Source organism: Paracoccus pacificus (assembly GCF_042680785.1).
In the GTDB taxonomy this organism is placed as follows: domain Bacteria; phylum Pseudomonadota; class Alphaproteobacteria; order Rhodobacterales; family Rhodobacteraceae; genus Paracoccus; species Paracoccus pacificus.
On record NZ_JBHUEN010000043.1, the window covers coordinates 253,117 to 276,132 of the forward strand.

Here is a 23,016-nt window from a genome sequence, read left to right on the forward strand (position 1 = left end):
ACCAGGTGTCGGAACGCTTGACGGTTTGGCACCGATCCGACGGGTCAAGCCGCATCGGCCCGAAGACGATCTGATCGGGAACGGTGGTCCGCAACGGGCCGGTGCTGGCTCCGGTCGCGAGATTTGCCGTCGCATGGGTTGTGCCGACGCGCCGGAGGCTGTATCGGCAGCGGGCTTTTCGAAATAAAATTGCTTTGCAGGAGTGTGAATTGAAAGCGATCGCAAGCTTTTCGGCGTTCGTCGGCAAGTCATTTGCCATATGGGTGATCCTGTTCGCGGCTCTGGGGTTCTTCCTGCCCGAGATTTTCCGCCCGCTGACCGCGTGGATCGTCCCGCTGCTGGGGATCATCATGTTCGGGATGGGCCTGACGATCTCGGCCGCCGACTTCCGCGAGGTCGCGCGCCGGCCCTTTGACGTCGGCATCGGCGTCGTGTCGCAATTCCTGATCATGCCGCTGGTCGCGGTGATGCTGACCCGGATCATCCCGATGTCGCCCGAGGTCGCGGCGGGCGTGATCCTTGTCGGCTGCTGCCCCGGCGGGACCTCAAGCAACGTCATGACCTATCTGTCCAAGGGCGACGTCGCCCTTTCGGTGGCCTGCACCAGCGTCACGACGCTGCTGGCGCCGGTGGTGACGCCGTTTCTGGTCTGGCTGCTCGCCAGCGAGTTTCTGCCGGTGGACGCCTGGGCGATGTTCATGTCGATCGTGAAGGTGGTGCTGCTGCCGCTCGCGCTGGGGTTCATCGCGCAAAAGCTTATCCCCGGTTTCGTGCGGCTGGCGGTGCCGGCGCTGCCGCTGGTCAGCGTGGCCGGGATCGTGCTGATCGTGGCGGCGGTTGTCGCGGCCTCCAAAGGGGCGATCGTTCAGTCCGGCCTTCTGATCTTTGCCGTGGTCGTCCTGCATAACGGCATCGGCTATCTGCTGGGATTTTTTGCCGCCCGCGCTTTCGGGCTGAGTCTGGCCAAGCGCAAGGCGATCGCGATCGAGGTCGGGATGCAGAATTCCGGTCTGGGCGCGGCGCTGGCGACGACCTATTTTTCACCGCTGGCCGCGGTGCCAAGCGCGATCTTCAGCGTCTGGCACAATATCTCGGGCGCGCTGCTGTCGAATTATTTCGCCACGCTGACCGAAGAGCCAAAGGCAAGCGAACAGACCGTCTAGGGCTGTCGCCTCATTGCGGAACCCGGCCTAAAGGGTGTCGCGTATCTCGCCCAAGCCGTCATGCCCGCGAAGCATGGCGGCTTTATCATTGGCCGGCGGCTCAGCGTGCCGTGTTCGTCCTTCAGCAGATGTTCGATATAGCTGTGGCGAAATTTCGAAAGATCCTCGCGGCAGATGAACTTGCCGTCGGTCCAGCCCGGCGCGGCATCGTCGATCAACCGCGATATGCCGGGTTGGACCGAGACCCAGGACCGAAGCTGATCGCGCCTGAACAGGCGGCCGCAGACATGGCAGGGCAGTTTTGCATGGCTGTGCGTAGTGGCGTGATCATTCATGATGCGAGGTTCCGAGGTTCAGGGCGCATTGCCCATGTGATCAATGTGCGGGCGCCGCGGCGATCTTTGTCGGTCTTTGCATGATAAGCACGACCGGCAGCATCGCGAATGCGGCCCATCCGGTCAGGGTGAAAGCATCCTGAAACGCCAGCATCGCGGCCTGCGCCGAAAGCTGCGCGGCCAACTGCCCGGCGCCTTCCGCAGTCGTCGGATCCAGCCCGAGGGGTTGCAGGTATCTCCAGACGTTCGGGTTGAACGCGGTCAGATGGCTGCTCAGCACCGACCAATGGAATTGCGTCCGGCTGGCCACTTGCCAGCCGATGATGGCGATCCCGATGGACGACCCGATCGAGCGGGTGACGCCATAGATCCCCGATGCCTCGTCCTGCCGGTCGGGGCCGACGTTCTGGAATGCCAGCGTCGACATCGGCACGAAAAACAGCCCCATGCCCAGACCGGAAACCACGCCCGGTATCGCCAGATCCCAGAACCCTGCGTTCAGGTTCAGCCAGCCCAGCGCAATATTGCCGGTCCCGGTCAGCAAAAGACCCATGGCGACCAGCATCCGGGGATCGAAGCGGCGGACGAGCACCGAGCCGGTGATGACCATCGAAAACCCCGCCGCGATGCCGCGCGGCATGAACAGATAACCCGCGTCAAGCACCGGATAGCCCAGCAGCCCCTGCACGAACAGCGGCAACACCGCGATGGTGCCGAACATGGCCAGACCAAAACCCATCATGGCGAAATTCGCCGCTGCAAAGCTGCGGTCGCGAAACAGCGAAAAGTCAATGATATTGGTGGAAAGCCCCCATCCGCGCGCCACGAAAAGCACCCCGGACACCGCCGAGATGATCGCCGCGACCTGTATCAGCGGCGAGGAAAACCAGTCGCGCGTTTCGCCCTGATCCAGAACCAGTTGCAGCGCGCCGATCATCGCCACCATCAGCCCCAGACCGGTCCAGTCGATGCTGACCTTGCGGGTTTCACCGCGCCTCAGCTCTCCCGACATCATGAACAGTGCGAAAGCCGCAATCGGAAGGTTCACGTAGAACACCGCACGCCACGAGAAATACTCGGTCAGGATCGCGCCAAGGGTCGGGCCAAGGACGGGCGCGACGATGACGCCCAGCCCGAACAGCGCCATCGCCTGACCGCGTTTTTCGCGCGGGAAACTGTCGAACAGGATGGATTGCGAAAGCGGGATCAGGAAGGCCCCGAAAATGCCCTGACCCAGGCGGCACAGCACGATGACCTCGACGCTCCACGACAGGCCGCAAAGCGCCGAGAATACCGCGAACCCGACGATCGCCACCGTGATCAGCCGCCTGCGGCCAAAGCGGCGGGCAAAGAACCCGGTCAGCGGCATGACCACGACCGAGGCCACGATATAGCTGGTCAGGATCCAGATGGTCTGATCGTTGGTGATGCCGAACGTCGCCTTCATATGGGGCAGGGCGACGTTGACGATGGTCGAATCCAGCACCTCGAGGACGGCGGTCAGCACCACGGCCAGAACCACCGTCCAGCGCACCGTGCCGGCCGGCCTGGTGCTTTCAGTTGCCTCGGCGGCCAGCGACATGGCTATTTCGCGTCCAGCGCCGAGGTGTCGACCGTGGCGGTGACGCTGGCGCCGACCCGCAATTGCAGCGCCTTGTCGTCCGGCGTGTCCTCGATCCTGATCCGCACCGGGAAACGCTGCGTGACCTTGACCCAGTTTCCGGTCGCGTTCTCGGGCGGCAAAAGCGAGAAAACCGCGCCCGAGCCCGCGCCGATGCTGTCCACCACACCCTTGACCTTGGTGCCCGAATACATGTCGATTTCAAGCGCGACCGGCTGGCCGGGGCGGATGCGCCGCAAATCGGTTTCCTTGAAATTGCCGTCCACCCACCATGCGCCTTCTTCGACCAGCGCGAACAGTTGCTGCCCCGGCGCCACGTAGGACCCGGGGCGCAGCGTCAGGTTGGCGATCCAGCCGCTGGTCGGGGCAAGCACCGTGGTGTGGTCAAGGTTCAGCTGCGCCTGTTTCAGCCCGGCCAGCGCCAGACGCACGCCGGCGTTCTGCTCGCCGGTGTCGCCCAACTGATCGCGCGCCGCGGCAAGCGCCGCCTCGGCCGCCTGCTTTTGCGCCTCGGCCTGATCGCGGGCCGCCGTCGCCTGATCAAGCGCGGCTTTGGCGATGTCGCCCAGCCGGAACAGGCGTTCGTTACGGTCAAAGTCAAGCTGCGCGCGGCGCAGGGCGGCGTCGGCATTGGTCACCTGCGCCGCCGCCGCCGTGACGTCGGATCCGGCCACGCCCGCGACCTGCGTCGCCTGATCAAGCTGGGCCTGCGCCAGATCCACGGCGGCGGTCATGGCGTCGGGGTCCAGCCGGAACAAGACGTCACCCGCCGCGACATAACCGTTTTCGACCACCGCCACGTCGATCACCCGGCCGGCGATCTCGGGCGCGATATTGACGATATTCGCGCCGAGATACGCGTCATCGGTCGAGGGATAGGTCTTGCCGTGTTCCCACCACCACCAAAGACCCGCGCCGATCAGCACCGCGATGGCCAAAAGCCCCAGCGATTTCACGTTTTTCATCTATGTCGCGTCTTTCACGTTGGTTGCCGCCGGCCGGGATCGCGCCCATTCCTGCAACGGACGGCTGCCGGGCTGTCGGCTCATGTGCATTCATGACCGAAAACAAGTGACTGACAAGCAAGCGCATTCGCCGGGAAAGCGGCGAGTAGATACGCGACATCAGGCGGGTTTTCAATTGCTTCGCCCCCTGCTTCCGCGCCCGCTTTCGCCCCGGCACCCGGTCAGGCCGGGCGCCTGCAACTTGCGTGTCATCCTCAAAGGGATTCTGACGATGACGGCGAACGTTGGGCCGCTACAATGGCGCGGTTATCGCGGGACCGGGGTTTCGGGCTGCGCCGGGGATAGGGCGAATGGGACGTTCCTGATCCACCGGCGGATTTAATGCGGGGGAAACCGTCCGGGGCGCGCCCGGCAAGCCGGTTCATGATTGGCGGGCGCCCTAAGCCGGGATGATTTTGGCCTTGCCACCTTCGACCGCCGCTTTCACGAACCCATCCTCAGCGACGCGGGTCTTGCCGGGCGAAAGCCGATCCTGCATCCTTGCCTGATCCGTAACCAGCTTTTCAAGCTATCGCGCGAATGGGGGCGCCACGATCTGGCCGACACCGCCCGCCGCACCATCACCTCGCCACCATCGCCGATTGCGGTTCCGACGTTTTCAAGGGTGCTGCCACATGAGTGACTTTTCTGCGAAACTCGCCCCCGAACTTGTCGCCGTTCAGGCGGCGGCGGATGCGGAACTGGGCCCCGCGAGCGATCTGACCCTGCTGCCCGCCGATCAGGGCAGGGCGCGTTTTATCGAGAACAACCGCTGGTGGAACCGCGATCTACCGGCGCTGGAACGGGTCGAGACGGTTATTGTTCCGGCCAGTGATGATCTGGGCACACCGCAACTCAGCGCGCTTTGGCTGGTGCCGCCGCAGGCGCGGCCGGGTGTGGTCGTATACGTGCATGGAGGCGGCTTTGCTTTCGGCAGCCCAGCCACGCATGAGCGTTTCGCCTCGGAGCTTGCTCTGGCGTCAGGGCGCGCGGTCCTGTCGCCGAACTATCGGCTTTCGCCCGAGTTTCCCTTTCCCGCCGGGCTGATGGATGTGGTCGCGACGTTGCGGGCGGCGGACATGCTCGCGGCTTCTGCGCGGCTGCATCCGGGGCCGGTCGCGGTTGCGGGCGATTCCGCCGGCGCTAACCTTGCCCTTGCCGCGCTATTGTATGAAATCGCCGCCGGCCGGCCATCGCCGGCGTCTGCGGCGGCGCTGTTCTATGGCGTGTTCGATGCCGATTTCGACAGCCCGTCCTATCAATATTTCAGCGACGGGCCGGGGCTGACCCGCGGCAAGATGCAGCGCTATTGGGACTGGTATCTGCCGGATCCGGCGGCCCGCGCCGACCCGCTGGCGTCCCCGCTTCGGGCAGAGCCGAAAGCGATGGCCGCGCTGCCGCCGCTGTTCCTGCTGGCGGCGGGTATAGATCCGCTGCTCAGCGATACCGAAAGGCTCGCCGTGCGGCTGGCCGAGGCGGGGCGGCCAGTTGATCCGGTCGTCGTGCCCGGGGTGACGCACGGGTTCCTGCAAATGACCCGCGACCTGCCGCAGGCCCGCGAGGCAGCCGCATTGGCCGGCGCTTTCCTGCGCGAACACGGCTGAAAATCATCCGCAAACCCCGGGGACCAATAAAACTGGTCCACCGGCCGCTTTGGTGGCCGATTTGGCGGCCCTGCTAATCGGAAATTAACCGCCGTGCGGTAGCGATACGGCATGGCTGGAATCATCCGATCTTTCACAGACGCAAGGCGGCCCCGTCATCGTTCGGCAGGCTGGTTCGCCGCGCTTGCTCTGATCGCCCTGACGCTTCCGGGGCTGCTCTGGCCCGCCTTGGCGGCCGCGCCAGGCAATCTGCAGCCGGCCGAGGTCTGCGAATGGGCCGCCGTCAAGGTCGCCGCCGAAACCGGCGTTCCGGTCGATATCCTCGCCACTCTGACCCTGACCGAAACCGGCAGGCGGCGCGAGGGCAAGGTCCGCCCCTGGGCGTGGAGCGTGAATGCCGAAGGAAAGGGCACGTGGTTCGACGACCCGCAATCGGCCCTTGCATTCGCCTCGGACCGTGTCGCGCAGGGGCGCCCGAACGTGGATATCGGCTGTTTTCAGATCAATTACCGTTGGCACGGCAAGAATTTCGCCTCGATCGCCGAGATGTTCGACCCGTTGGCCAACACCCGCTATGCAGCCCGCTTCGTCCAGCAGCTGCACGCGGAATCCGGTGACTGGCGCATGGCGGCGGCGGCGTTTCATTCAAAGACGCCGGGGTTTGCGGACAAGTATCTGGTACGCTTCGACCAGCTTCGCGCCGCCTATCTGAAAAACGGCTTCGGCGGGCTGGAGGGCACGCCCGAGACCTATAACCAGTTCGCCGGTCTCAGCCCGCTTCCGCCCGAGGAGATTGCCCCGGTCCGGCAGCGGCTGACGATTCTGGGTGCGCCCATGGGGACGCCGCGCACCGGGACGGCGGCCTCGCTTGCGGTGCTGGGTGGCCGGCGCGGATCGCTGCTTAGGGCGGGAACGCGGCTGGTCGCGATGGATCAGGAGACGGGGGCGCAGATGCCTTGATAAAACCCCCCGCCCGCGCCAGTTTGTTGCGGATGTCGTCTGTCACGTCGGCAGCCGCGATCCGCGGGAAACGGCCGGCCGGGTGGAATGAATACGCATATGCCAGACAACCACACGCAGGTGCTGCGATGACCCCGGGTGCAAGGGTCGCCGCAGCGATTGAGGTTCTTGATCGGGTCATCGCCGGCGCCCCGGCCGAGCAGGCGCTGATCCAATGGGCGCGCGCAAGCCGCTTTGCCGGCTCGGGCGACCGCACGGCGGTGCGTGATCTGGTGTTCGACAGCTTGCGGCGGCTGCATTCCCGCGCGGCCCTTGGCGGCGGGCTGACCGGCCGCGGCGTGATGATCGGGCGCTGCCGCGAGGAAGGCATCGACCCCGACACGGTATTCACCGGCCTTGGCCACGCACCGCCGCCGCTTGATGACGCGGAGCGTGCGGCGCCGCCGCCCGGAGACGCGGCCGGAGACGCGGTCGAGGACGCGGCCGGGCTCGACGTGCCGGGCTGGCTCGTCCCGGCGCTGCAATCCGCGCTTGGCGATGATTACACCCCGGTCATGGCGGCGATGCGAGAACGCGCGCCGGTCTGGCTGCGGATCAACCCGAAACGCGCCGCGCCGGATCTGACCGATGCCCTTGCCGATGCCGGCATTCAGACGCGCCCGGTTTCTGGCCTGCCGCAGGCGCTGCAAGTCGTGCAGGGCGAACGCGGAATCGCCCGCTCAACGCCGTTTCTGTCGGGTCAGGTCGAGTTGCAGGACCTGTCCAGCCAGATCGCGGCGGCAGCCCTTCCCGTCCAGGCCGGCGATCGGGTGCTTGACTATTGCGCCGGGGGCGGGGGCAAGACGCTGGCGATGGCCGCCGTGACCGACGCGCATTTCGACGCCCATGACGTGACGCCCTCGCGCATGGCCGATCTTCCCGCCCGCGCCGCAAGGGCAGGCGCGCGGGTGCGCATTTTGCAACCGGGAAAGGCCGAAGGCCCCTATGATCTCGTGGTGGTGGACGCGCCCTGTTCGGGTTCCGGGACGTGGCGCCGTACGCCCGACGCGAAATGGCGGCTGACACCGGATCGGCTGGCCGGGATCACCGCGCTTCAGGCCGAAATCCTTGATCGGGCGCAGGCGCTAGTCCGTCCGGGCGGCCATCTTGCCTATCTGACCTGTTCGCTGCTTGGTGCCGAAAACGACGCGCAGATCGACGCTTTCCTGAAACGGTTTCCGGGTTTCACCGTCGAGCACCGGCAATTGTTGACGCCTCTGGATGCGAGCGACGGGTTTTTCTATGCCGTGATGCGGAAAAATGGCTAAAATGCTGTGGCATTTACGAACCATTAAGAAATGGTTGGTTAGGGTCCTGTCATCGACCACGGGAACCGCACCGATGCCGCATTCCGATTCATTTCCTGGCCTGCCGCGCAGCGGTCTGACCGTTCTGCCGCTTCTGGTCCTTCCGGTGCTGCTGGGCAGTTTCTGGCTCGCGTCGGACCGATGGCTCAGCGGTGCGCCGGATGCGCTGGCGCTGATCGTCGCCGGGCTGTGCGCGGCCTTGCTGATTCTGGCGATGGTCATTTCGGGGGCATCTGTCCGGCGCGCATTCTCGGCCCGGCTGCTGCTGCGCAGGCTGCAGCCGGAATTTGAACCCTTGGCGGTGCCGGTCTGGGTTGCCGATGGCGATGGATGCATCCTTTATCAGAACCCGGCCGCTGCGCGGATGTCCGGTGACCGGCGGGGTCAGCCACTGGCGAATGCCTTTGCGCGTCTGGCGGCCGATCCGCAGGTGATCGTTGGTCAGCTTCTTGCGCGCGCGCTCCGCGATGGCCGTGCGCGCCGCCGCCTGACGGACGCCACCTATGGCCAGGCGCTGACGGCGGAGATCCGGCTTGGCGGTGCACTGATGCTGTGGCGGATCGAAGCGGCCGAACAGGCGGCACCGCCGCCGGCCGAGGACGTGCAGCGTGAAACCGCCTCGGGCACGACCGCGGATTTCGACAGGTTGCCGATCGCCTTGCTGGGCATGGACCACGACGGCAAGGTAACCGCGATCAATGCCGCAGCGCGCAGGCTGCTGGGGGATATTCCGGCCAATGCGCGGTTCCCCGATCTGTTCGACGGGCTGGGCCGGCCGGCGGCCGACTGGATCGCCGAGGCTCTGGACGGCCGGTCGGAAGGTCGCCCCGAGGTGCTGCGCGCGCGGCTCTCGCCAACCGAAACCTATATGCAGATCACCTTGTCACGTGAAAACGGCGGCAGTTCGGGGCTGATCGCGGTGCTGTCGGATGTCACCGCGATGAAAACGCTTGAGGCGCAATTCGTCCAAAGCCAGAAGATGCAGGCGATCGGCCAGCTTGCCGGCGGGATCGCCCATGATTTCAATAACCTGCTGACGGCGATTACCGGGCATTGCGATCTCTTGATGCTGCGCCATGATCGCGGCGACCCGGAATATGCCGATCTCGATCAGATCAGCCAGAACGCCAACCGCGCGGCCAGCCTGGTCGGTCAGCTTCTGGCGTTTTCGCGCAAGCAGACGCTCAAGCCGACCGTGCTCGACCTGCGCGAAACCCTGTCGGATCTCGCCCATCTGCTGAACCGGCTGGTCGGGGAACGGGTCGTTCTCAGCATCGACCACGATCCGGGCCTGCACCGCGTCCGCGCCGACAAGCGACAGTTGGAGCAGGTGGTCATGAACCTGGTCGTCAACGCCCGCGACGCAATGCCGGCGGGCGGGACGGTCTCGATCCGGACCGAGAATTACAGCGCCAAGGCCGCAACGCCGGGCCTGCACGCGCCCCTGCCACCCGGTGACTATGTGCGCATTCAGGTCAGCGACGAGGGGTGCGGGATCGCCCCCGACAAGCTCGACAAGATATTCGAGCCGTTCTACACCACGAAACGCACGGGCGAGGGCACGGGCCTTGGTCTCTCCACCGTTTACGGCATCGTCAAGCAAACCGGCGGCTATATCTTTTGCGACAGCGAGCTGGACAAGGGGACGGAGTTTACCGTCTATCTGCCGAACCATATTCCCGGCAACCTGGCTGCCGAGCGGGCAAGTCAGGTCAGGGGCGGCGCGACCGCCAATCCGGCCGACGCGCTTGCTGATGACGCGCCCGCGGGCGATGCGGCACCCGTTCAGGCCCATTCCGATCAGACCGCCGAAAACCCGACCGATCAGGCAGTCGCGCCGGCCGGGGTCACCACGGCCGCGGAATATGCCCCGGTCGTCGGCAGCGTGCTTCTGGTCGAGGACGAGGCGCCGGTCCGATCCTTCGCGGCGCGGGCGCTGACCCTGCGCGGGTTCAGCGTGACCGAGGCCGACAGCGCGGAAACGGCGTTGGATCTGCTGTCGAATGCGCGGCTGAAGGTAGATGTCTTTGTAACTGATGTGGTGATGCCCGGCATGGACGGCCCGGCATGGGTTCGCACCGCCCTGAAAGACCGGCCGAACACCCGCGTGGTGTTCATCTCGGGCTATACCGAGGATATTTTCAACGACGGCCAGCCGCCGATCCCGAACGCGACATTCCTGCCGAAGCCGTTCACGCTGTCTGAACTGACGGCGACGGTCCAGAAAATCATGTCGGATTGAACGGTCGTGGGTCGTCGACGCAGTTAAGTGACCGGCGCGGCGGGCGCGTCAGGTCAGCGACTGGTACAGCGCGATATCGGCCGCCATGGCCGCGCGCGCCTTGGCCTCGGTCTCGGGGCTCAGCGTCACGTCGACCGAGGGCGGCACGTTGACGCGCGGCAGGCTGATCTCGCAATCCAGCCGATCCTCGAGAAACCGGGTCAGCGCGTCCATATCCTCATAGCGGAAAATATGGGTGACAAGCCGCGTGCCGCCATCGGTCAGGAAATCGGCCTGCGAGCCGAACCCCGCCGTCATGTCGCGATTGCCCGCCGCATGCAGGCCGACGAAATCGTCAAAACTGATCCCGGCCATGGAATGCGCCGGATCGTCGTTATCGTCGCGCAGCCGGAACCGGTACCAGCTGCGCAGCCAGTCGATGGGCTCGCGCATCAGGGCGACGGTGGTGAACTCGCCCCCCGCCGCCAGACCCAGCCATGGCGCGATGTGATCGCGATAGCTGCGCGCCGTCGTGTGCTTCAGCGCCGCCGGGCGCTGGACGCTTGCGCAGGCGAGTGATTCGAGCGCGACCTCGACGGCCGTCGATCCGGCCTTCGGTGTCGCGAGAAACACCAGCCGCTTGTCCCAGAATATCAGCATGCAGCCACTCCATCCGCTTGGGGCGGGGCAGAGATATTCATGTTGCACGCGACTGTAAACCGTTTGTTAACCCTCGCCGCGTAAGGTCGGGCAGGACGTGCAAATGATATGTTGCCAAGATGTTCTGGTTTGGGCATAAGGGAACAAGGCAGGAACATTCCGCTGAGGGGCGCAATTGCCCCCGGCCGATGAGTGTGAAATAACCACGGGCGAGGAATGATATGACAACGGCGAGCATTTTCGAGATGAGTGACAAGCGCAGCGCAGACAAGCAGAAGGCGCTGGACAGTGCGCTGGCCCAGATCGAGCGGCAGTTCGGCAAGGGCTCGATCATGAAGCTGGGCTCGGACAGCCCGATCGCCGAGATCGAAGCCACCTCCACCGGTTCGCTGGGGCTGGATATCGCGCTTGGCATCGGCGGCCTTCCCAAAGGCCGCATCATCGAGATTTTCGGCCCCGAAAGCTCGGGTAAAACCACCCTGACCCTGCATGTCGTCGCCGAAGAGCAGAAAAAGGGCGGCGTCTGCGCCTTTGTCGATGCCGAACATGCGCTGGATCCCAGCTATGCCCGCAAGCTCGGGGTCAATCTGGACGAGCTGCTGATCTCGCAGCCCGATACGGGTGAGCAGGCGCTTGAAATCGTCGATACGCTGGTGCGTTCCGGCGCGGTCAATCTGGTGGTGGTCGACTCGGTCGCGGCGCTTACCCCAAAATCCGAGATCGAGGGCGATATGGGCGACATGCAGATGGGCTCACAAGCCCGTCTGATGAGCCAGGCGATGCGCAAGCTGACCGCCTCGATCGGGCGCAGCAACTGCATGGTGATCTTCATCAACCAGATCCGGATGAAGATCGGGGTGATGTTCGGCAGCCCCGAAACCACGACCGGCGGCAATGCGCTGAAATTTTATGCCTCGGTGCGTCTGGATATCCGCCGGACCGGCTCGATCAAGGACCGCGACGAGGTGGTCGGAAACTCCACCAAGGTCAAGGTGGTCAAGAACAAGGTGGCGCCGCCGTTCCGGCAGGTCGAGTTCGACATCATGTATGGTGAGGGGATATCGAAGACGGGCGAGCTGATCGACCTTGGCGTCAAGGCCGGCGTGGTCGAGAAATCGGGCGCCTGGTATTCCTATGGCGATGAACGCATCGGTCAGGGACGGGAAAACGCGAAGAACTTCCTGCGCGACAATCCCGCCCTGTCGCTCGAGATCGAGGACAAGATCCGCGCCAGCCATGGTCTGGACTTTGCCGGCCTCGAAGAAGACGAGACCTTGACCGAAGAATAAGCCGACCCGCAGGCTCGACCGGGTCGGCACGCCCGGCTGATCCGGCCGGGACGGGTTTTCCGGACCGGGCGTCAAGAACCGGGGCGCGGACGTGGCAACGGACACCCGCTCCCGGCTTTTTATCACGCCATATGTGTTATCGCGCCATGCGTGCGGATCATGTGCGCGGATCATATGTACCGATGTTGCGCGTAACGCCTTTCCTGCGGTTATCCGTGCGGGGCGTCGGCGCGCCGCCACGGCAAACGGTCCGCCGAACATCCTGGCGCCGAATATCCTGTCACCGAATACCGTGCCCACCCGATCCCCCCGCTTGAATATCGCCATCCCCACGATCCCACCGCTTGAACCCAGCCGCCCGAATCCCGTCCCTTGAATTCCGTCCCTTGAATCCAACCGCCGCGAAACCGGGCGTTGCGACTTCGGCGTCAGGATATATTTGGCCCCCCGATATGCCGGGCCCGCATCCGTGGCCGTCGACCTGCTGGCTATACCGCGTTTCGGCTTTACGCAGGCGGCGCGGAACGCTATCACTCAGCGCCGCCCGACCCGAGGATTTCTCATGCCCAGCCTGAACGACATCCGATCCACGTTTCTGGATTTCTACGACCGCAATGGCCACCAGGTGGTCGAGTCCAGCCCGTTGGTTCCCCGCAACGATCCGACGCTCATGTTCGCGAACTCGGGCATGGTGCAGTTCAAGAACGTCTTCACCGGCGTCGAAAAGCGTGATTATCGGCGGGCGACGACTGCGCAGAAATGCGTGCGCGCCGGCGGCAAGCACAATGATCTGGACAATGTGGGCTATACCGCGCGCCATCATACGTTCTTTGAAATGCTGGGGAATTTCAGCTTTGGCGATTATTTCAAAGATCAGGCGATCCCCTATGCCTGGGAGCTTCTGACCCGCGATTTCGGGCTCGACAAGGATCGGCTGCTGGTCACGGTCTATCACACCGATGACGAGGCGGCGGAGATCTGGAAAAAGGTCGCCGGTTTCTCGGACGACCGCATCATTCGCATTCCCACCGATGACAATTTCTGGCGCATGGGTCCGACCGGACCCTGCGGCCCGTCCACCGAGATCTTCTATGATCACGGCCCGTCGATCTGGGGTGGCCCGCCCGGCTCGAAAGATGAGGACGGCGACCGGTTCATCGAGATCTGGAACCTCGTCTTCATGCAGTTCGAACAGTTCGAGGACGGCACGATGAAGCCGCTGCCGAACCCGTCGATCGACACCGGCATGGGGTTGGAGCGGATCGGCGCGCTGCTTCAGGGCAAGCATGACAATTACGACACCGACCTGATGCGCAGCCTGATCGAGGCCAGCGCCAACGCCACCAGCAGCGACCCCGATGGCCCTGGCAAGGTCCATCACCGGGTGATCGCCGATCATCTGCGCTCGACCAGCTTCCTGATCGCCGACGGCGTCATGCCCTCGAACGAGGGGCGGGGCTACGTGCTGCGCCGGATCATGCGCCGCGCGATGCGTCACGCGCATATGCTGGGCGCCAAGGATCCGGTCATGTACCGCCTTGTCCCGGCGCTTGTCCGGCAGATGGGGGCTGCCTATCCCGAACTGTCCCGCGCCCAGTCGATGATCGAGGAAACGCTGAAAACCGAGGAAACCCGGTTCAAGCAGACGCTGGATCGCGGGTTGCGGTTGCTGGACGATGAAATCACCCGCCTGCCGGAAGGCGCTGACCTGCCGGGCGAGGCGGCGTTCAAGCTGTACGACACCTATGGTTTCCCGCTGGACCTGACGCAGGACGCGCTGCGCGAGAAGGGGCGCGGCGTCGACACCGCCGGTTTCGACAGCGCGATGGCTGAACAGAAGGCCAAGGCGCGCGCCGCCTGGGCGGGCAGTGGCGAATCCAAGGACGCCGCCATCTGGTACGATCTGGCCGAAAAGCACGGCACCACGGAATTCCTCGGCTATGACACCGAGGAGGCCGAGGGTCAGATCGTCGCTCTTGTCGTCGATGGCGCCGCAGCCACCGGGGCGAAACTGGGCGACAAGGTCCAGATCATCGTGAACCAGTCGCCCTTCTATGCCGAATCCGGCGGGCAGGTGGGGGATACCGGCCTGATCAAGACCGAAACCGGGGCGGCGCGGGTCACCGATACGAAAAAGGTCGCCGGCGTTTATGCCCATATCGCCGAAGTTACGCTGGGCACGATCCAGCCGGGGCAGGGCGCGCAGCTTTCGGTCGATCACGAACGGCGCGGCATGATCCGCGCCAACCATTCGGCCACGCATCTGCTGCACGAGGCCCTGCGCCGCACGCTTGGCGATCACGTGGCCCAGCGAGGCAGCCTGAACGCGCATGACCGACTGCGGTTCGATTTCAGCCACGGCAAGGCGCTGACCGCCGAGGAAATCGGCAAGATCGAGCGTGAGGTGAATGATTTCATCCGCCAGAACTCGCCGGTTGAGACGCGCATCATGACGCCTGACGATGCCCGCGCCATCGGTGCGCAGGCCCTGTTCGGTGAAAAATACGGCGATGAGGTGCGGGTCGTCTCGATGGGGCGTCAGGCCAATTCCGGCAAGGGCGCCGACGGCAAGACCTATTCGCTGGAACTGTGCGGGGGCACTCACGTCGGGCGTACCGGCGACATCGGAATGTTCGCGCTGACCGCCGAAACCGCCTCGGCGGCGGGCATTCGCCGGATCGAGGCCCTGACCGGGCAGGCTGCGATGGCCGAACTGCGCCGGGTCGATCAGGAACTGTCCGAGATTGCCGGTTTGCTGAAGGCGCAGTCGGGCGATGTGGTGAACAAGGTCCGCGCGCTGGCCGAGGAACGCAAATCGCTGGCCAATGAGGTCGCGCAGCTTAAACGCCAGCTTGCCATGGGCGGTGCCGGCGGCGCGGCCGAGGCGAAAGAGATCGGCGGCGTCAGGTTCATCGGTCGCCGCGTCGATGGTGTCGGCGGCAAGGAACTGGGCGCGCTGGTTGATGAGATGAAGGCCCAGCTTGGCAGCGGCGCGGTGCTGGTGCTGGCCGAGGCGGACGGCAAGGCGACCGTCGCGGCCGGCGTGACCCCGGATCTGACCGACCGGATCAGCGCCGTCACCATGGTGCAGACCGCGACGGCGGCGCTTGGCGGCAAGGGGGGCGGTGGCCGCCCCGACCGCGCCCAGGGCGGTGCGCCCGATCTGGCCAAGGCCGATGCGGCTATTGCCGATGTCGAAAAACTGATCGGAGGTGCGAAATGACCGCCCTGTGGATTGCTCATGTCGATGTGACGGATGCCGAGGCCTATGGCCGGTATGCCAAGCTCGCCACCCAGGCGATCGCCGATCATGGCGGCGTGTTTCTGGCCCGCGCCTCGCGCTATGTGCAGCTTGAAGGTCGCGACCGCGCCCGCAACGTGGTCGCCCGCTTCCCCAGCCTCGAGGCCGCGGAAGCCTGCTATCGCAGCCCGGCCTATCAGGCGGCGCTGGAACATGCGCGCGGTGCGGCCGAACGCGATCTGGTCATCGTCGAGGAAAGCCCGCAGGACTGACGCCCCCGCGCCAGTCCCCCCGCACCAGTCCCCCCGCACCAGAACGCCGCGCCAGCCGCTTCCGTTCGGCCACGCCGCCCATGCGCGGTTTTGTGACCGTTCGCGCGCCGTGCGGGGCAAGATATGACGTGATTCCAAAGGGATTTCATGGCATTCTTGCCAAAACCAAAAAACGGGGGCGGGGCATGTGTCGCTGGGCGGCCTATATCGGCAGGCCGATCTTTCTTGAGGATATAATTGCAAGGCCCAGCCATTCGCTGATCCGGCAAAGCCATTGCGCGACGCGCGGCCATACCGCGATCAACGCCGATGGTTTCGGCATCGCATGGTACGGCGAGCGCCCCGAGCCGGGACTTTACCGCGATGTTCTGCCGGCATGGAGCGATCCCAACCTGCGCAGCCTGACGGCGCAGGTCCGCTCGGGGCTGTTTCTGGCCCATGTCCGCGCCTCGACCGGCACCGCGACCAGCCGCAACAATTGCCATCCCTTCACCGCCGGGCGCTGGTCGTTCATGCATAACGGCCAGTTCGGCGGCTATGACCACTGGCGCCGCGATGCCGATCTGCTGATCGACGACAGGTTCTATCCGGAGCGCAAGGGCGCGACCGACAGCGAGGTTCTGTTTCTGGTCGCGCTGGCCGAGGGGCTGGACAGCGACCCGCAAGGCGCCATGGCGCGCGCCACCGCGCGGATGCAGGCGCTGGCGATCAGCCGGGGAACGGCGCCGCACGTCCGCCTGACCGCCGCGTTCTCGGACGGCAAGCGGCTGTATGCGCTGCGTTTTGCCACCGATGAACATGCGCCGTCGCTGTTTCACCGCTGGTCCGCCAGCCGTCAGGGCAGGGCGGTCGTCTCGGAACCGCTGGATCTGGACGAAACCGACTGGCTGGAGATTCCGCCGGCGTCCTTCTGCATCTTTGAGGGCGAGGACGTCCGTGTCCTTCCCTTCGCACCGGCGTTGCAGGATTTGCGCGCCGCATAGCAGGTCGGGCTCGGTTCCGGCTTTCCCCCGCGCGGATGCGGCGATATACCCGCATGGGCTTTGATCGAAGGAACTGTCGGAATGGCGAATGTGGTAGTGGTCGGCGCGCAATGGGGCGACGAAGGCAAGGGCAAGATCGTCGACTGGCTGTCCGAGCGTGCCGATGTCATCGCGCGCTTTCAGGGCGGCCATAACGCCGGGCACACGCTGGTCATCGGCAACGAGGTCTTCAAGCTGTCGCTGCTGCCCTCGGGGATCGTGCGCAAGAACAAGCTGGCGGTGATCGGCAATGGCGTCGTGCTGGACCCGTGGGCGCTGTTCACCGAGATCGACAAGCTGACCGCGCAGGGGGTCGAGATTTCGACCGAAAACCTGATGATCGCCGAGAACACGCCGTTGATCCTGCCGCTGCATCAGGATCTGGACAAGCTGCGCGAAGAGGCCGCCGGCGCGTCGAAGATCGGCACCACCGGGCGCGGCATCGGCCCGGCCTATGAGGATAAGGTCGGCCGCCGCGTCATCCGCGTCGCCGACCTGGGCGATGAAGAGACGCTGGATGCGCGGCTGGATCGCCTGCTTGCCCATCACGACCCGCTGCGGCAGGGTCTGGGCGCCGCGCCCATCGACCGGGCTGCGCTGCGCGCCAGCCTGCTGGAGATCGCGCCGAAGCTGCTGCCCTTTGCGCAGCCGGTCTGGAAGATCATGGCGGATGCCCGCAAGGCCGGCAAACGCATCCTGTTCGAGGGCGCGCAGGGCTCGCTTCTGGATATCGACTTCGGCACCTATCCCTATGTCACCAGCTCGACCACCATGTCGGGGATGGCCGCGTCGGGCACCGGCATGGGCCCGGGCGCGATCGGTTTTGTTCTGGGCATCGTCAAGGCCTATACCACCCGCGTCGGCTCGGGGCCGTTTCCGACCGAGCTTGACGACGCCGATGGCCAGCGGCTGGGCGAACGCGGCCATGAATTCGGCACCGTCACCGGGCGCAAGCGGCGCTGCGGCTGGTTCGACGCGGTTCTGGTGCGCCAGACCTGCGCGATCTCGGGTGTGAACGGTATCGCGCTGACCAAGCTGGATGTGCTGGACGGGTTCAAGACGCTGAAAATCTGCGTCGGCTATGAGGTCGATGGCGAGCGGTTCGATTACCTGCCCACCGCGGCCGCGCTTCAGGCCCGCGTCACCCCGATCTACGAGGAATTCGAGGGCTGGCAGGAAAGCACCCAAGGCGCGCGAAGCTGGGCCGATCTGCCGGCCGCGGCGGTGAAATACGTCCGTCGCATCGAGGAACTGATCGACTGCCCCGTCGCGCTTTTGTCCACCAGCCCCGAGCGTGACGACACCATCCTCGTCCGCGATCCGTTTGCCGACTGATGGACCTGAAAACGCGCAAACGCTGGTCGCTGGTGATCCTGCTGATCGGGCTGCCGCTTTATATCGTGGTGGCGGTGACGCTGGTGAACTGGATGGACCGCACCTTCGGGCGCCAGCCGATCCTGATCGAGGTCGCGGTCTATGTGGTCTTGGGCATGGTCTGGGCCTGGCCGTTCAAGCGCATCTTCACCGGTATCGGAAAAGATGAATGACCGGACCCGTCGTTTCCAGCGACGGGGGGGTGACATTGGTCGGGGGCGGCGCGCTGACCGAATCCGAACTGGCGCAGGCGCTTCTGCACGCGCCGGTGCTGGTCGCGGCGGATGGTGGGGCGGATGCGGCGCTGGCGCTTGGTGCCATGCCCGATGCGGTGATCGGCGATTTCGATAGCCTCTCGGCTGACGCACGCGGCCGCATCCCGCCGGATCGGCTGCATCACGTGGCCGAGCAGAACAGCACCGATTTCACCAAATGCCTGACCCGGATCCGGGCGCGCTTTGTTCTGGCGGTCGGCTTTTCGGGCCGGCGGCTGGATCATACGCTCGCGGCGCTCAGCAGCCTTGTCGAACACCCGGACCCGCCCTGCCTGCTGATCGCGGCCGAGGATCTGGTGTTTCTCGCCCCGCCGCAACTGCGGCTTGATCTGGCGGCGGGCACCCGGGTTTCGCTTTATCCGCTGGGGCCGTCGCGGGGGACCAGTACCGGGTTGCGCTGGCCAATCGACGGGCTGGAGTTCGCACCGGCCGGGCGCGTCGGTACATCCAATGCCGCGACCGGGCCGGTCGAGTTGCGGCTTGAGGGTTCGATGCTGGTGTTGTTGCCGCGCGATTGTCTGGCGCAGGCGATGACGGGTCTGGGGGTCTAGGCGCCCCAGGTCCGGTTCAGGAACCCGACCCAGTTGCGCCACGCGATCTTTTCGACCAGCGCCTTGTCATAGCCATGCGCATCCATCGCCGCCAGAAGCGCCGGCAGCGCAGCGGCGTCCGCCAGATCGGTCGGCATCAGCGCCCCGTCGAAATCGGACCCGAGCGCCACGCCGTCCTCGCCCAGCTTCTCCAGCAGATGATCCAGATGCTGCAGGATGATGTCGAAGCCGGAAAACGCCAGCCGCTTGCCGTCGGGACGCAGGAAGCCGCTTGCATAGTTCAGCCCGACCAGACCGCCGCTGTCGCGCACCATGGCCAGTTGCGCGTCGGTCAGATTGCGCGATGACGGCGCGACCGCGTGGGCGCAGGTATGCGAGGATACCAGGGGCGCGTCGGACAGTTTGGCCACGTCGCGGAAACCGGCCTCGTTCATATGGGCAAGGTCGATCATGATCCGCAGCGCGTTGCATTCCCGAACCAGATCGCGGCCCGCCGCGGTCAGCCCGTCGCCGGTGTCGGGGCTGGACGGAAAGGCGAAGGGCACGCCATGGGCGTATATCGTCGGGCGCGACCACACCGGCCCAAGCGAACGCAGACCCATCGCGTGCCAGACATGCAGCGCGTCCATGTCGTGGATCGCCTCGGCCCCTTCCATATGCATGATCGCGGCGATCTTGCCCGCATCCTTGGCGGCCAAGATATCGGCGGCGCTTTTCACCACCGACAGAGTGCCGGTGCGCTCCATCGCCAGCAACTCGGCGGCCTGCTGCATGGCCGAGGGCAGCGCATGGTCGTGCGGCACCGCAGTCGCCAGCGGAATTGAAAACGGCGGGTTTTCCATCGCCTGCACGATCTCGGGGCCATGCAGCGGCTCGGGCGAGGCGATCCAGATCGCGAAGAAACCGCCCATCATGCCGCCCGCCTGCATCCTCGGAAGATCCAGATGTCCGGTGCCATCACCCTTCAGCCACAGGTTGTCACGCCCCGGGCCGGCATCGACCATACGCTGCAGAAAATCGTTATGTCCGTCGAATACCGGGATCATCGGCCTGCTCCTTCTAGCGTGCAGGGCATGGGTAACGCAGGCGGTGGACAAGCACCAGCCCGACGGCGCATAGATGCGTTCAATCATTCCGACACCCAGAAAGGAGATGCCCATGCTGCGGAGATTTCTGATTGCGCTGGCGCTGATCGCCTCGGCCGGACAGGCCGCCGCGCAAGAGGTGACGCTGCGGATGCATTACTTTCTGCCCGCCGACAGCTTCGTTCCGGCCTCGATCCTTGAACCATGGGCGCAGAAGATCGAAGCGGACAGCAAGGGCCGGATCAAGGTCGAACGCTATCCCTCGATGACGCTTGGCGGGACGCCCGCCGATCTGGCGGATCAGGTGACGGACGGGGTGGTGGATGTGGTCTGGACGCTGCCGGGCTATACCCCCGGCCGTTTCCCCCGCACCGAGGTTTTCGAGCTGCCCTTCATGTCGCGCGACGCCGGCGCGACCAGCCGGGCGCTTTGGGATATGGCGCAGGAATGGCAGGACAGCGATTTTCGCGACCTTCATCTGCTGGGGCTATGGGTGCATGGCCCGGGCGTGATCCATTCCGCCAAGCCGGTCGAGAAGATGGAGGATATGGCCGGGTTGACCATCCGCGCGCCTTCGCGTGCGGCCTCGATGCTGCTTGAACGCGTGGGGGCGGCGCCGGTCGGGATGCCAGCGCCCGCCGTGCCGGAGGCGCTGTCGAAAGGCGTGATCGACGGCGCGCTTTTGCCGTGGGAGGTGACTTCGTCGGTGCGGGTGTCGGATTTCGTCCATAATCACACCCAGTTTCCCGGCCCGGCGGTCTATACGGCGGTGCTGATGCTGGCGATGAACAAATCGGTCTATGACGGTCTGCCGGATGACCTGAAAAAGGTGATCGACGACGCCTCGGGACGCGAGTTTTCCGGGCGCGCGGGCCATGCGCAGCAATTGGCGGATTTTCCGCCACGCGATGCCGCGATCGCCGCCGGGGACAACATCATCACCCTGTCCGAGGATGAGGCCATCCGCTGGCAGGCCCTTGGCGGCGAGGTGATTGCCGATTGGGCGGCGGCGCAAACCGCCTTTGACGGTCAGGCACTGGTCGATCAGGCACGCGAGGCGATTACCGCCGCCGGTCCGCAATGATTGATCGCGGGCTGGCAGGGCGGCTTGCCAGATGGCTGGCGCTGGCCGGCGGGGCGGTTCTGCTGGCGCTGATCGCGATGACGGTGATCAGCATTCTAGGCCGCGCCGGGCTGAGCCTGTCGGCGATCTGGCAGGGCGCGCCGGGCTGGATGGCGCGGCTGCGCCCGCTGCGCGGCGATTTCGAACTGATCGAACTGGGCAGCGCGGTCGCCATATTCGCGTTCTTGCCGTGGTGCCAGATCACCGCCGGCCATGCCCGCGTCGATCTGGTCGCCGACTGGTTGCCCGCGGCCGTGAACCGGGCGCTGATGCGGTTCTGGGACTGGGCGATGCTGGCCGTCATGGGTGTCATCCTGTGGCGGCTTTGGGTCGGGATGATCGGCAAACAAGGCGCGGGCGAGACCAGCTTTCTACTGGGCGTGCCGGTCTGGTGGGCCTATGCGGCCGGGGTGTTCTGCATGGTCATCGCGGTGCTGACCGCCGCCATCATCGCGTTTTCAGGCGCCGCTGCGCAGGATGAGGGCGCGCAGCCCGACATGGCCTCGGTTACCGGGATCGACGCGGAATGAGCGATCTGGCGATTGGGCTGTGGTCGCTGCCCGTGCTGCTTGTGATGATCCTGCTTCGCGCGCCCATCGGGCTTGCGATGCTGATCTGCGGCGGGGCCGGGATCTGGCTGGCGAACGGCAATCCGAACATGATCCTTGGCAAGCTGCGGACCGAGACATTCTCGACCTTTTCCAGCTACAGCCTGTCGATCGTGCCGATGTTTCTGCTAATGGGTCAGTTCGCCTCGATCGGCGGGATGTCGCAGGCATTGTTCCGCGCCGCGGAAAGCTGGCTTGGCCACCGGCGGGGCGGGCTGGCGATGGCGGCGATTGGCGCCTGCGCGGGGTTCGGCACCATCTGCGGATCCTCGTTGGCGACCGCGGCCACGATGGGGCAGGTCGCCTTGCCGGAACTGCGCCGCGCCGGTTATCCGGGCGGTTTCGCCAGCGCCACACTTGCGGCGGGCGGCACGCTTGGCATTCTGATCCCGCCGTCGATCGTGCTGGTGATCTATGCCGTCCTGACCCGCCAGAATATCGCGCAACTGTTCCTTGCCGCCATCGTCCCGGGCGTGCTGGCGGCGCTGTTCTATATGGTCGTGGTCGCGCTGTACGTCCGCCGGCACCCCGAGGCCGGCCCGGTCAGCCCGCGCCAGCCGATGGCGGCGCGGCTGCGTGCTCTGATCGGGGTCAGCCCGGTCCTGGCGGTGTTCCTGCTGGTCGTCGGCGGGATCTACGGCGGCTGGTTCACCCCGACCGAGGGCGCCGCCGTCGGCGCGGCGGGGACCGGGCTGATCGCGCTGACCAGCGGCCGGCTAAGCCGGGCCGCACTGGCGCAGGCGCTGCTGGCGACGGCCCGGGGCTCGGCCATGGTGTTTTTCATCGTGCTGGGCGCGGGGCTGTTCAATTCCTTTCTGGCGCTGACGCAGGTCCCGCAAACGCTGTCGGCGGCAATGGCGTCGTCGGGGCTGTCGCCGCTGGGCATTCTTGTGGTGATCCTTCTGGGGTATCTGGCGCTTGGCTGCATCATGGACAGCTTGTCGATGATCCTTTTGACGGTGCCCATCGTGTTTCCGCTGATCATGGGGCTGGATTTCGGCCTGCCGCCCGAGCATCTGGCGATCTGGGTCGGCATTCTTGTGCTGATCGTGGTCGAGGTCGGGCTGATCACGCCGCCGGTCGGCATGAACCTGTTCGTGATCGCCAGCATGGACCGCCGCACGCCCACCATCGAGACCTGGCGCGCGGTCTTCTGGTTCGTCGCGGCCGATTTTATCCGGGTCGCGCTTTTGGTGGCCTTTCCCTCCATCGTGCTTTTCGTGCTGTGACTTCTGTGGCAGCATGCCGGGGGGAGGGACCCG

At 65.4% G+C, this 23,016-nt stretch carries 21 protein-coding genes; 16 read left to right on the top strand and 5 right to left on the bottom strand.

Annotated features, from left to right (window positions below; genetic code table 11):
- The first annotated feature begins 209 nt into the window (after positions 1 to 209).
- Entirely contained in the window at positions 210 to 1,163 is a 954-nt protein-coding gene (locus tag ACFSCT_RS13715; protein ID WP_379143603.1) for a bile acid:sodium symporter family protein, read from the top strand.
- Here ACFSCT_RS13715 and ACFSCT_RS13720 read toward each other — a convergent pair.
- The 3 genes from ACFSCT_RS13720 to ACFSCT_RS13730 are packed head-to-tail and all read right to left on the bottom strand — an operon-like array spanning position 1,160 to position 4,084.
- The gene (locus tag ACFSCT_RS13720) at positions 1,160 to 1,498 is read right to left on the bottom strand and encodes a hypothetical protein (RefSeq protein WP_379143605.1); all 339 of its coding nucleotides are present in this window, start codon (positions 1,496 to 1,498) and stop codon (positions 1,160 to 1,162) included. The two genes, ACFSCT_RS13715 and ACFSCT_RS13720, sit on opposite strands and share 4 nt — an antisense overlap.
- 40 nt (positions 1,499 to 1,538) lie before the next feature.
- Entirely contained in the window at positions 1,539 to 3,080 is a 1,542-nt protein-coding gene (locus ACFSCT_RS13725) for a DHA2 family efflux MFS transporter permease subunit (protein ID WP_379143607.1), read from the bottom strand.
- 2 nt (positions 3,081 to 3,082) lie between these two features.
- Entirely contained in the window at positions 3,083 to 4,084 is a 1,002-nt protein-coding gene (locus ACFSCT_RS13730; protein WP_379143609.1) for an HlyD family secretion protein, read from the bottom strand.
- A 427-nt stretch (positions 4,085 to 4,511) separates the two neighbouring features.
- On the opposite strand from ACFSCT_RS13730, the gene ACFSCT_RS13735 reads away from it, so the two are divergent.
- From ACFSCT_RS13735 to ACFSCT_RS13755, 5 genes are all read left to right on the top strand, one after another.
- Positions 4,512 to 4,766, top strand: coding sequence for a hypothetical protein (locus ACFSCT_RS13735; RefSeq protein WP_379143611.1), 255 nt, complete (start codon positions 4,512 to 4,514; stop codon positions 4,764 to 4,766).
- A complete protein-coding gene (locus ACFSCT_RS13740) occupies positions 4,759 to 5,727 on the top strand; it encodes an alpha/beta hydrolase fold domain-containing protein (protein ID WP_379143613.1) in 969 nt (322 codons plus the stop codon). The genes ACFSCT_RS13735 and ACFSCT_RS13740 overlap by 8 nt, the downstream gene beginning before the upstream one ends.
- Before the next feature lie 228 nt (positions 5,728 to 5,955).
- Positions 5,956 to 6,687, top strand: coding sequence for a lysozyme family protein (locus ACFSCT_RS13745; RefSeq protein ID WP_379143615.1), 732 nt, complete (start codon positions 5,956 to 5,958; stop codon positions 6,685 to 6,687).
- Positions 6,688 to 6,815: 128 nt separating this feature from the next.
- Positions 6,816 to 7,994 carry an RsmB/NOP family class I SAM-dependent RNA methyltransferase gene (locus tag ACFSCT_RS13750; RefSeq protein ID WP_379143617.1) on the top strand — a complete coding sequence of 393 codons (1,179 nt, stop codon included), beginning with the start codon at positions 6,816 to 6,818 and terminating at the stop codon, positions 7,992 to 7,994.
- Positions 7,995 to 8,067: 73 nt separating this feature from the next.
- On the top strand, positions 8,068 to 10,275 hold the full coding sequence (locus ACFSCT_RS13755; RefSeq protein ID WP_379143619.1) for a hybrid sensor histidine kinase/response regulator: 2,208 nt from the start codon (positions 8,068 to 8,070) through the stop codon (positions 10,273 to 10,275).
- A 48-nt stretch (positions 10,276 to 10,323) separates the two neighbouring features.
- On the opposite strand, the gene ACFSCT_RS13760 is transcribed toward ACFSCT_RS13755, so the two are convergent.
- Entirely contained in the window at positions 10,324 to 10,914 is a 591-nt protein-coding gene (locus ACFSCT_RS13760) for a sulfotransferase family protein (protein ID WP_379143621.1), read from the bottom strand.
- 221 nt (positions 10,915 to 11,135) lie between these two features.
- On the opposite strand from ACFSCT_RS13760, the gene recA reads away from it, so the two are divergent.
- The 7 genes from recA to ACFSCT_RS13795 all read left to right on the top strand — a co-directional run bounded on the left by recA (position 11,136) and on the right by ACFSCT_RS13795 (position 18,938).
- The gene (gene recA, locus ACFSCT_RS13765) at positions 11,136 to 12,203 is read left to right on the top strand and encodes a recombinase RecA (RefSeq protein WP_379143623.1); all 1,068 of its coding nucleotides are present in this window, start codon (positions 11,136 to 11,138) and stop codon (positions 12,201 to 12,203) included.
- A 562-nt stretch (positions 12,204 to 12,765) separates the two neighbouring features.
- Positions 12,766 to 15,426, top strand: coding sequence for an alanine--tRNA ligase (gene alaS, locus ACFSCT_RS13770; RefSeq protein ID WP_379143625.1), 2,661 nt, complete (start codon positions 12,766 to 12,768; stop codon positions 15,424 to 15,426).
- On the top strand, positions 15,423 to 15,716 hold the full coding sequence (locus tag ACFSCT_RS13775; protein WP_379143627.1) for a DUF1330 domain-containing protein: 294 nt from the start codon (positions 15,423 to 15,425) through the stop codon (positions 15,714 to 15,716). Before alaS ends, ACFSCT_RS13775 begins: the two co-directional genes overlap by 4 nt.
- Positions 15,717 to 15,901: 185 nt before the next feature.
- Positions 15,902 to 16,699 carry a class II glutamine amidotransferase gene (locus ACFSCT_RS13780; protein WP_379143629.1) on the top strand — a complete coding sequence of 266 codons (798 nt, stop codon included), beginning with the start codon at positions 15,902 to 15,904 and terminating at the stop codon, positions 16,697 to 16,699.
- Positions 16,700 to 16,780: 81 nt separating this feature from the next.
- A complete protein-coding gene (locus tag ACFSCT_RS13785; RefSeq protein WP_379143631.1) occupies positions 16,781 to 18,073 on the top strand; it encodes an adenylosuccinate synthase in 1,293 nt (430 codons plus the stop codon).
- The gene (locus tag ACFSCT_RS13790) at positions 18,073 to 18,285 is read left to right on the top strand and encodes a DUF2842 domain-containing protein (protein ID WP_379143633.1); all 213 of its coding nucleotides are present in this window, start codon (positions 18,073 to 18,075) and stop codon (positions 18,283 to 18,285) included. The genes ACFSCT_RS13785 and ACFSCT_RS13790 overlap by 1 nt, the downstream gene beginning before the upstream one ends.
- Positions 18,282 to 18,938, top strand: a complete 657-nt coding sequence (locus tag ACFSCT_RS13795) for a thiamine diphosphokinase (protein WP_379143635.1) — start codon at positions 18,282 to 18,284, stop codon at positions 18,936 to 18,938. Before ACFSCT_RS13790 ends, ACFSCT_RS13795 begins: the two co-directional genes overlap by 4 nt.
- Here the strand turns inward: ACFSCT_RS13795 and ACFSCT_RS13800 are convergent.
- A complete protein-coding gene (locus ACFSCT_RS13800; protein ID WP_379143637.1) occupies positions 18,935 to 19,984 on the bottom strand; it encodes a dipeptidase in 1,050 nt (349 codons plus the stop codon). The two genes, ACFSCT_RS13795 and ACFSCT_RS13800, sit on opposite strands and share 4 nt — an antisense overlap.
- A 112-nt stretch (positions 19,985 to 20,096) precedes the next feature.
- On the opposite strand from ACFSCT_RS13800, the gene ACFSCT_RS13805 reads away from it, so the two are divergent.
- The 3 genes from ACFSCT_RS13805 to ACFSCT_RS13815 are packed head-to-tail and all read left to right on the top strand — an operon-like array spanning position 20,097 to position 22,983.
- Positions 20,097 to 21,107: a TRAP transporter substrate-binding protein gene (locus ACFSCT_RS13805; protein ID WP_379143639.1), complete on the top strand. Its 1,011-nt coding sequence runs from the start codon at positions 20,097 to 20,099 to the stop codon at positions 21,105 to 21,107.
- On the top strand, positions 21,104 to 21,676 hold the full coding sequence (locus ACFSCT_RS13810) for a TRAP transporter small permease (RefSeq protein WP_379143641.1): 573 nt from the start codon (positions 21,104 to 21,106) through the stop codon (positions 21,674 to 21,676). The genes ACFSCT_RS13805 and ACFSCT_RS13810 overlap by 4 nt, the downstream gene beginning before the upstream one ends.
- Positions 21,673 to 22,983 (top strand): TRAP transporter large permease, encoded by a 1,311-nt coding sequence (locus tag ACFSCT_RS13815; protein ID WP_379143643.1) that lies wholly within the window; start codon positions 21,673 to 21,675, stop codon positions 22,981 to 22,983. The genes ACFSCT_RS13810 and ACFSCT_RS13815 overlap by 4 nt, the downstream gene beginning before the upstream one ends.
- Positions 22,984 to 23,016 lie beyond the last annotated feature (33 nt).

Bases quoted from the DNA above. Each gene is read 5' to 3' on its own strand.
- ACFSCT_RS13720 (WP_379143605.1), bottom strand. From the start codon at position 1,498: ATGAATGATCACGCCACTACGCACAGCCATGCAAAACTGCCCTGCCAT.
- alaS (WP_379143625.1), top strand. From the start codon at position 12,766: ATGCCCAGCCTGAACGACATCCGATCCACGTTTCTGGATTTCTACGAC.
- ACFSCT_RS13800 (WP_379143637.1), bottom strand. From the start codon at position 19,984: ATGATCCCGGTATTCGACGGACATAACGATTTTCTGCAGCGTATGGTC.
- ACFSCT_RS13740 (WP_379143613.1), top strand. From the start codon at position 4,759: ATGAGTGACTTTTCTGCGAAACTCGCCCCCGAACTTGTCGCCGTTCAG.
- ACFSCT_RS13755 (WP_379143619.1), top strand. From the start codon at position 8,068: ATGCCGCATTCCGATTCATTTCCTGGCCTGCCGCGCAGCGGTCTGACC.
- ACFSCT_RS13725 (WP_379143607.1), bottom strand. From the start codon at position 3,080: ATGTCGCTGGCCGCCGAGGCAACTGAAAGCACCAGGCCGGCCGGCACG.
- ACFSCT_RS13795 (WP_379143635.1), top strand. From the start codon at position 18,282: ATGACCGGACCCGTCGTTTCCAGCGACGGGGGGGTGACATTGGTCGGG.
- ACFSCT_RS13730 (WP_379143609.1), bottom strand. From the start codon at position 4,084: ATGAAAAACGTGAAATCGCTGGGGCTTTTGGCCATCGCGGTGCTGATC.
- ACFSCT_RS13760 (WP_379143621.1), bottom strand. From the start codon at position 10,914: ATGCTGATATTCTGGGACAAGCGGCTGGTGTTTCTCGCGACACCGAAG.
- ACFSCT_RS13815 (WP_379143643.1), top strand. From the start codon at position 21,673: ATGAGCGATCTGGCGATTGGGCTGTGGTCGCTGCCCGTGCTGCTTGTG.
- ACFSCT_RS13785 (WP_379143631.1), top strand. From the start codon at position 16,781: ATGGCGAATGTGGTAGTGGTCGGCGCGCAATGGGGCGACGAAGGCAAG.
- ACFSCT_RS13750 (WP_379143617.1), top strand. From the start codon at position 6,816: ATGACCCCGGGTGCAAGGGTCGCCGCAGCGATTGAGGTTCTTGATCGG.
- ACFSCT_RS13775 (WP_379143627.1), top strand. From the start codon at position 15,423: ATGACCGCCCTGTGGATTGCTCATGTCGATGTGACGGATGCCGAGGCC.
- recA (WP_379143623.1), top strand. From the start codon at position 11,136: ATGACAACGGCGAGCATTTTCGAGATGAGTGACAAGCGCAGCGCAGAC.
- ACFSCT_RS13790 (WP_379143633.1), top strand. From the start codon at position 18,073: ATGGACCTGAAAACGCGCAAACGCTGGTCGCTGGTGATCCTGCTGATC.
- ACFSCT_RS13805 (WP_379143639.1), top strand. From the start codon at position 20,097: ATGCTGCGGAGATTTCTGATTGCGCTGGCGCTGATCGCCTCGGCCGGA.
- ACFSCT_RS13810 (WP_379143641.1), top strand. From the start codon at position 21,104: ATGATTGATCGCGGGCTGGCAGGGCGGCTTGCCAGATGGCTGGCGCTG.
- ACFSCT_RS13780 (WP_379143629.1), top strand. From the start codon at position 15,902: ATGTGTCGCTGGGCGGCCTATATCGGCAGGCCGATCTTTCTTGAGGAT.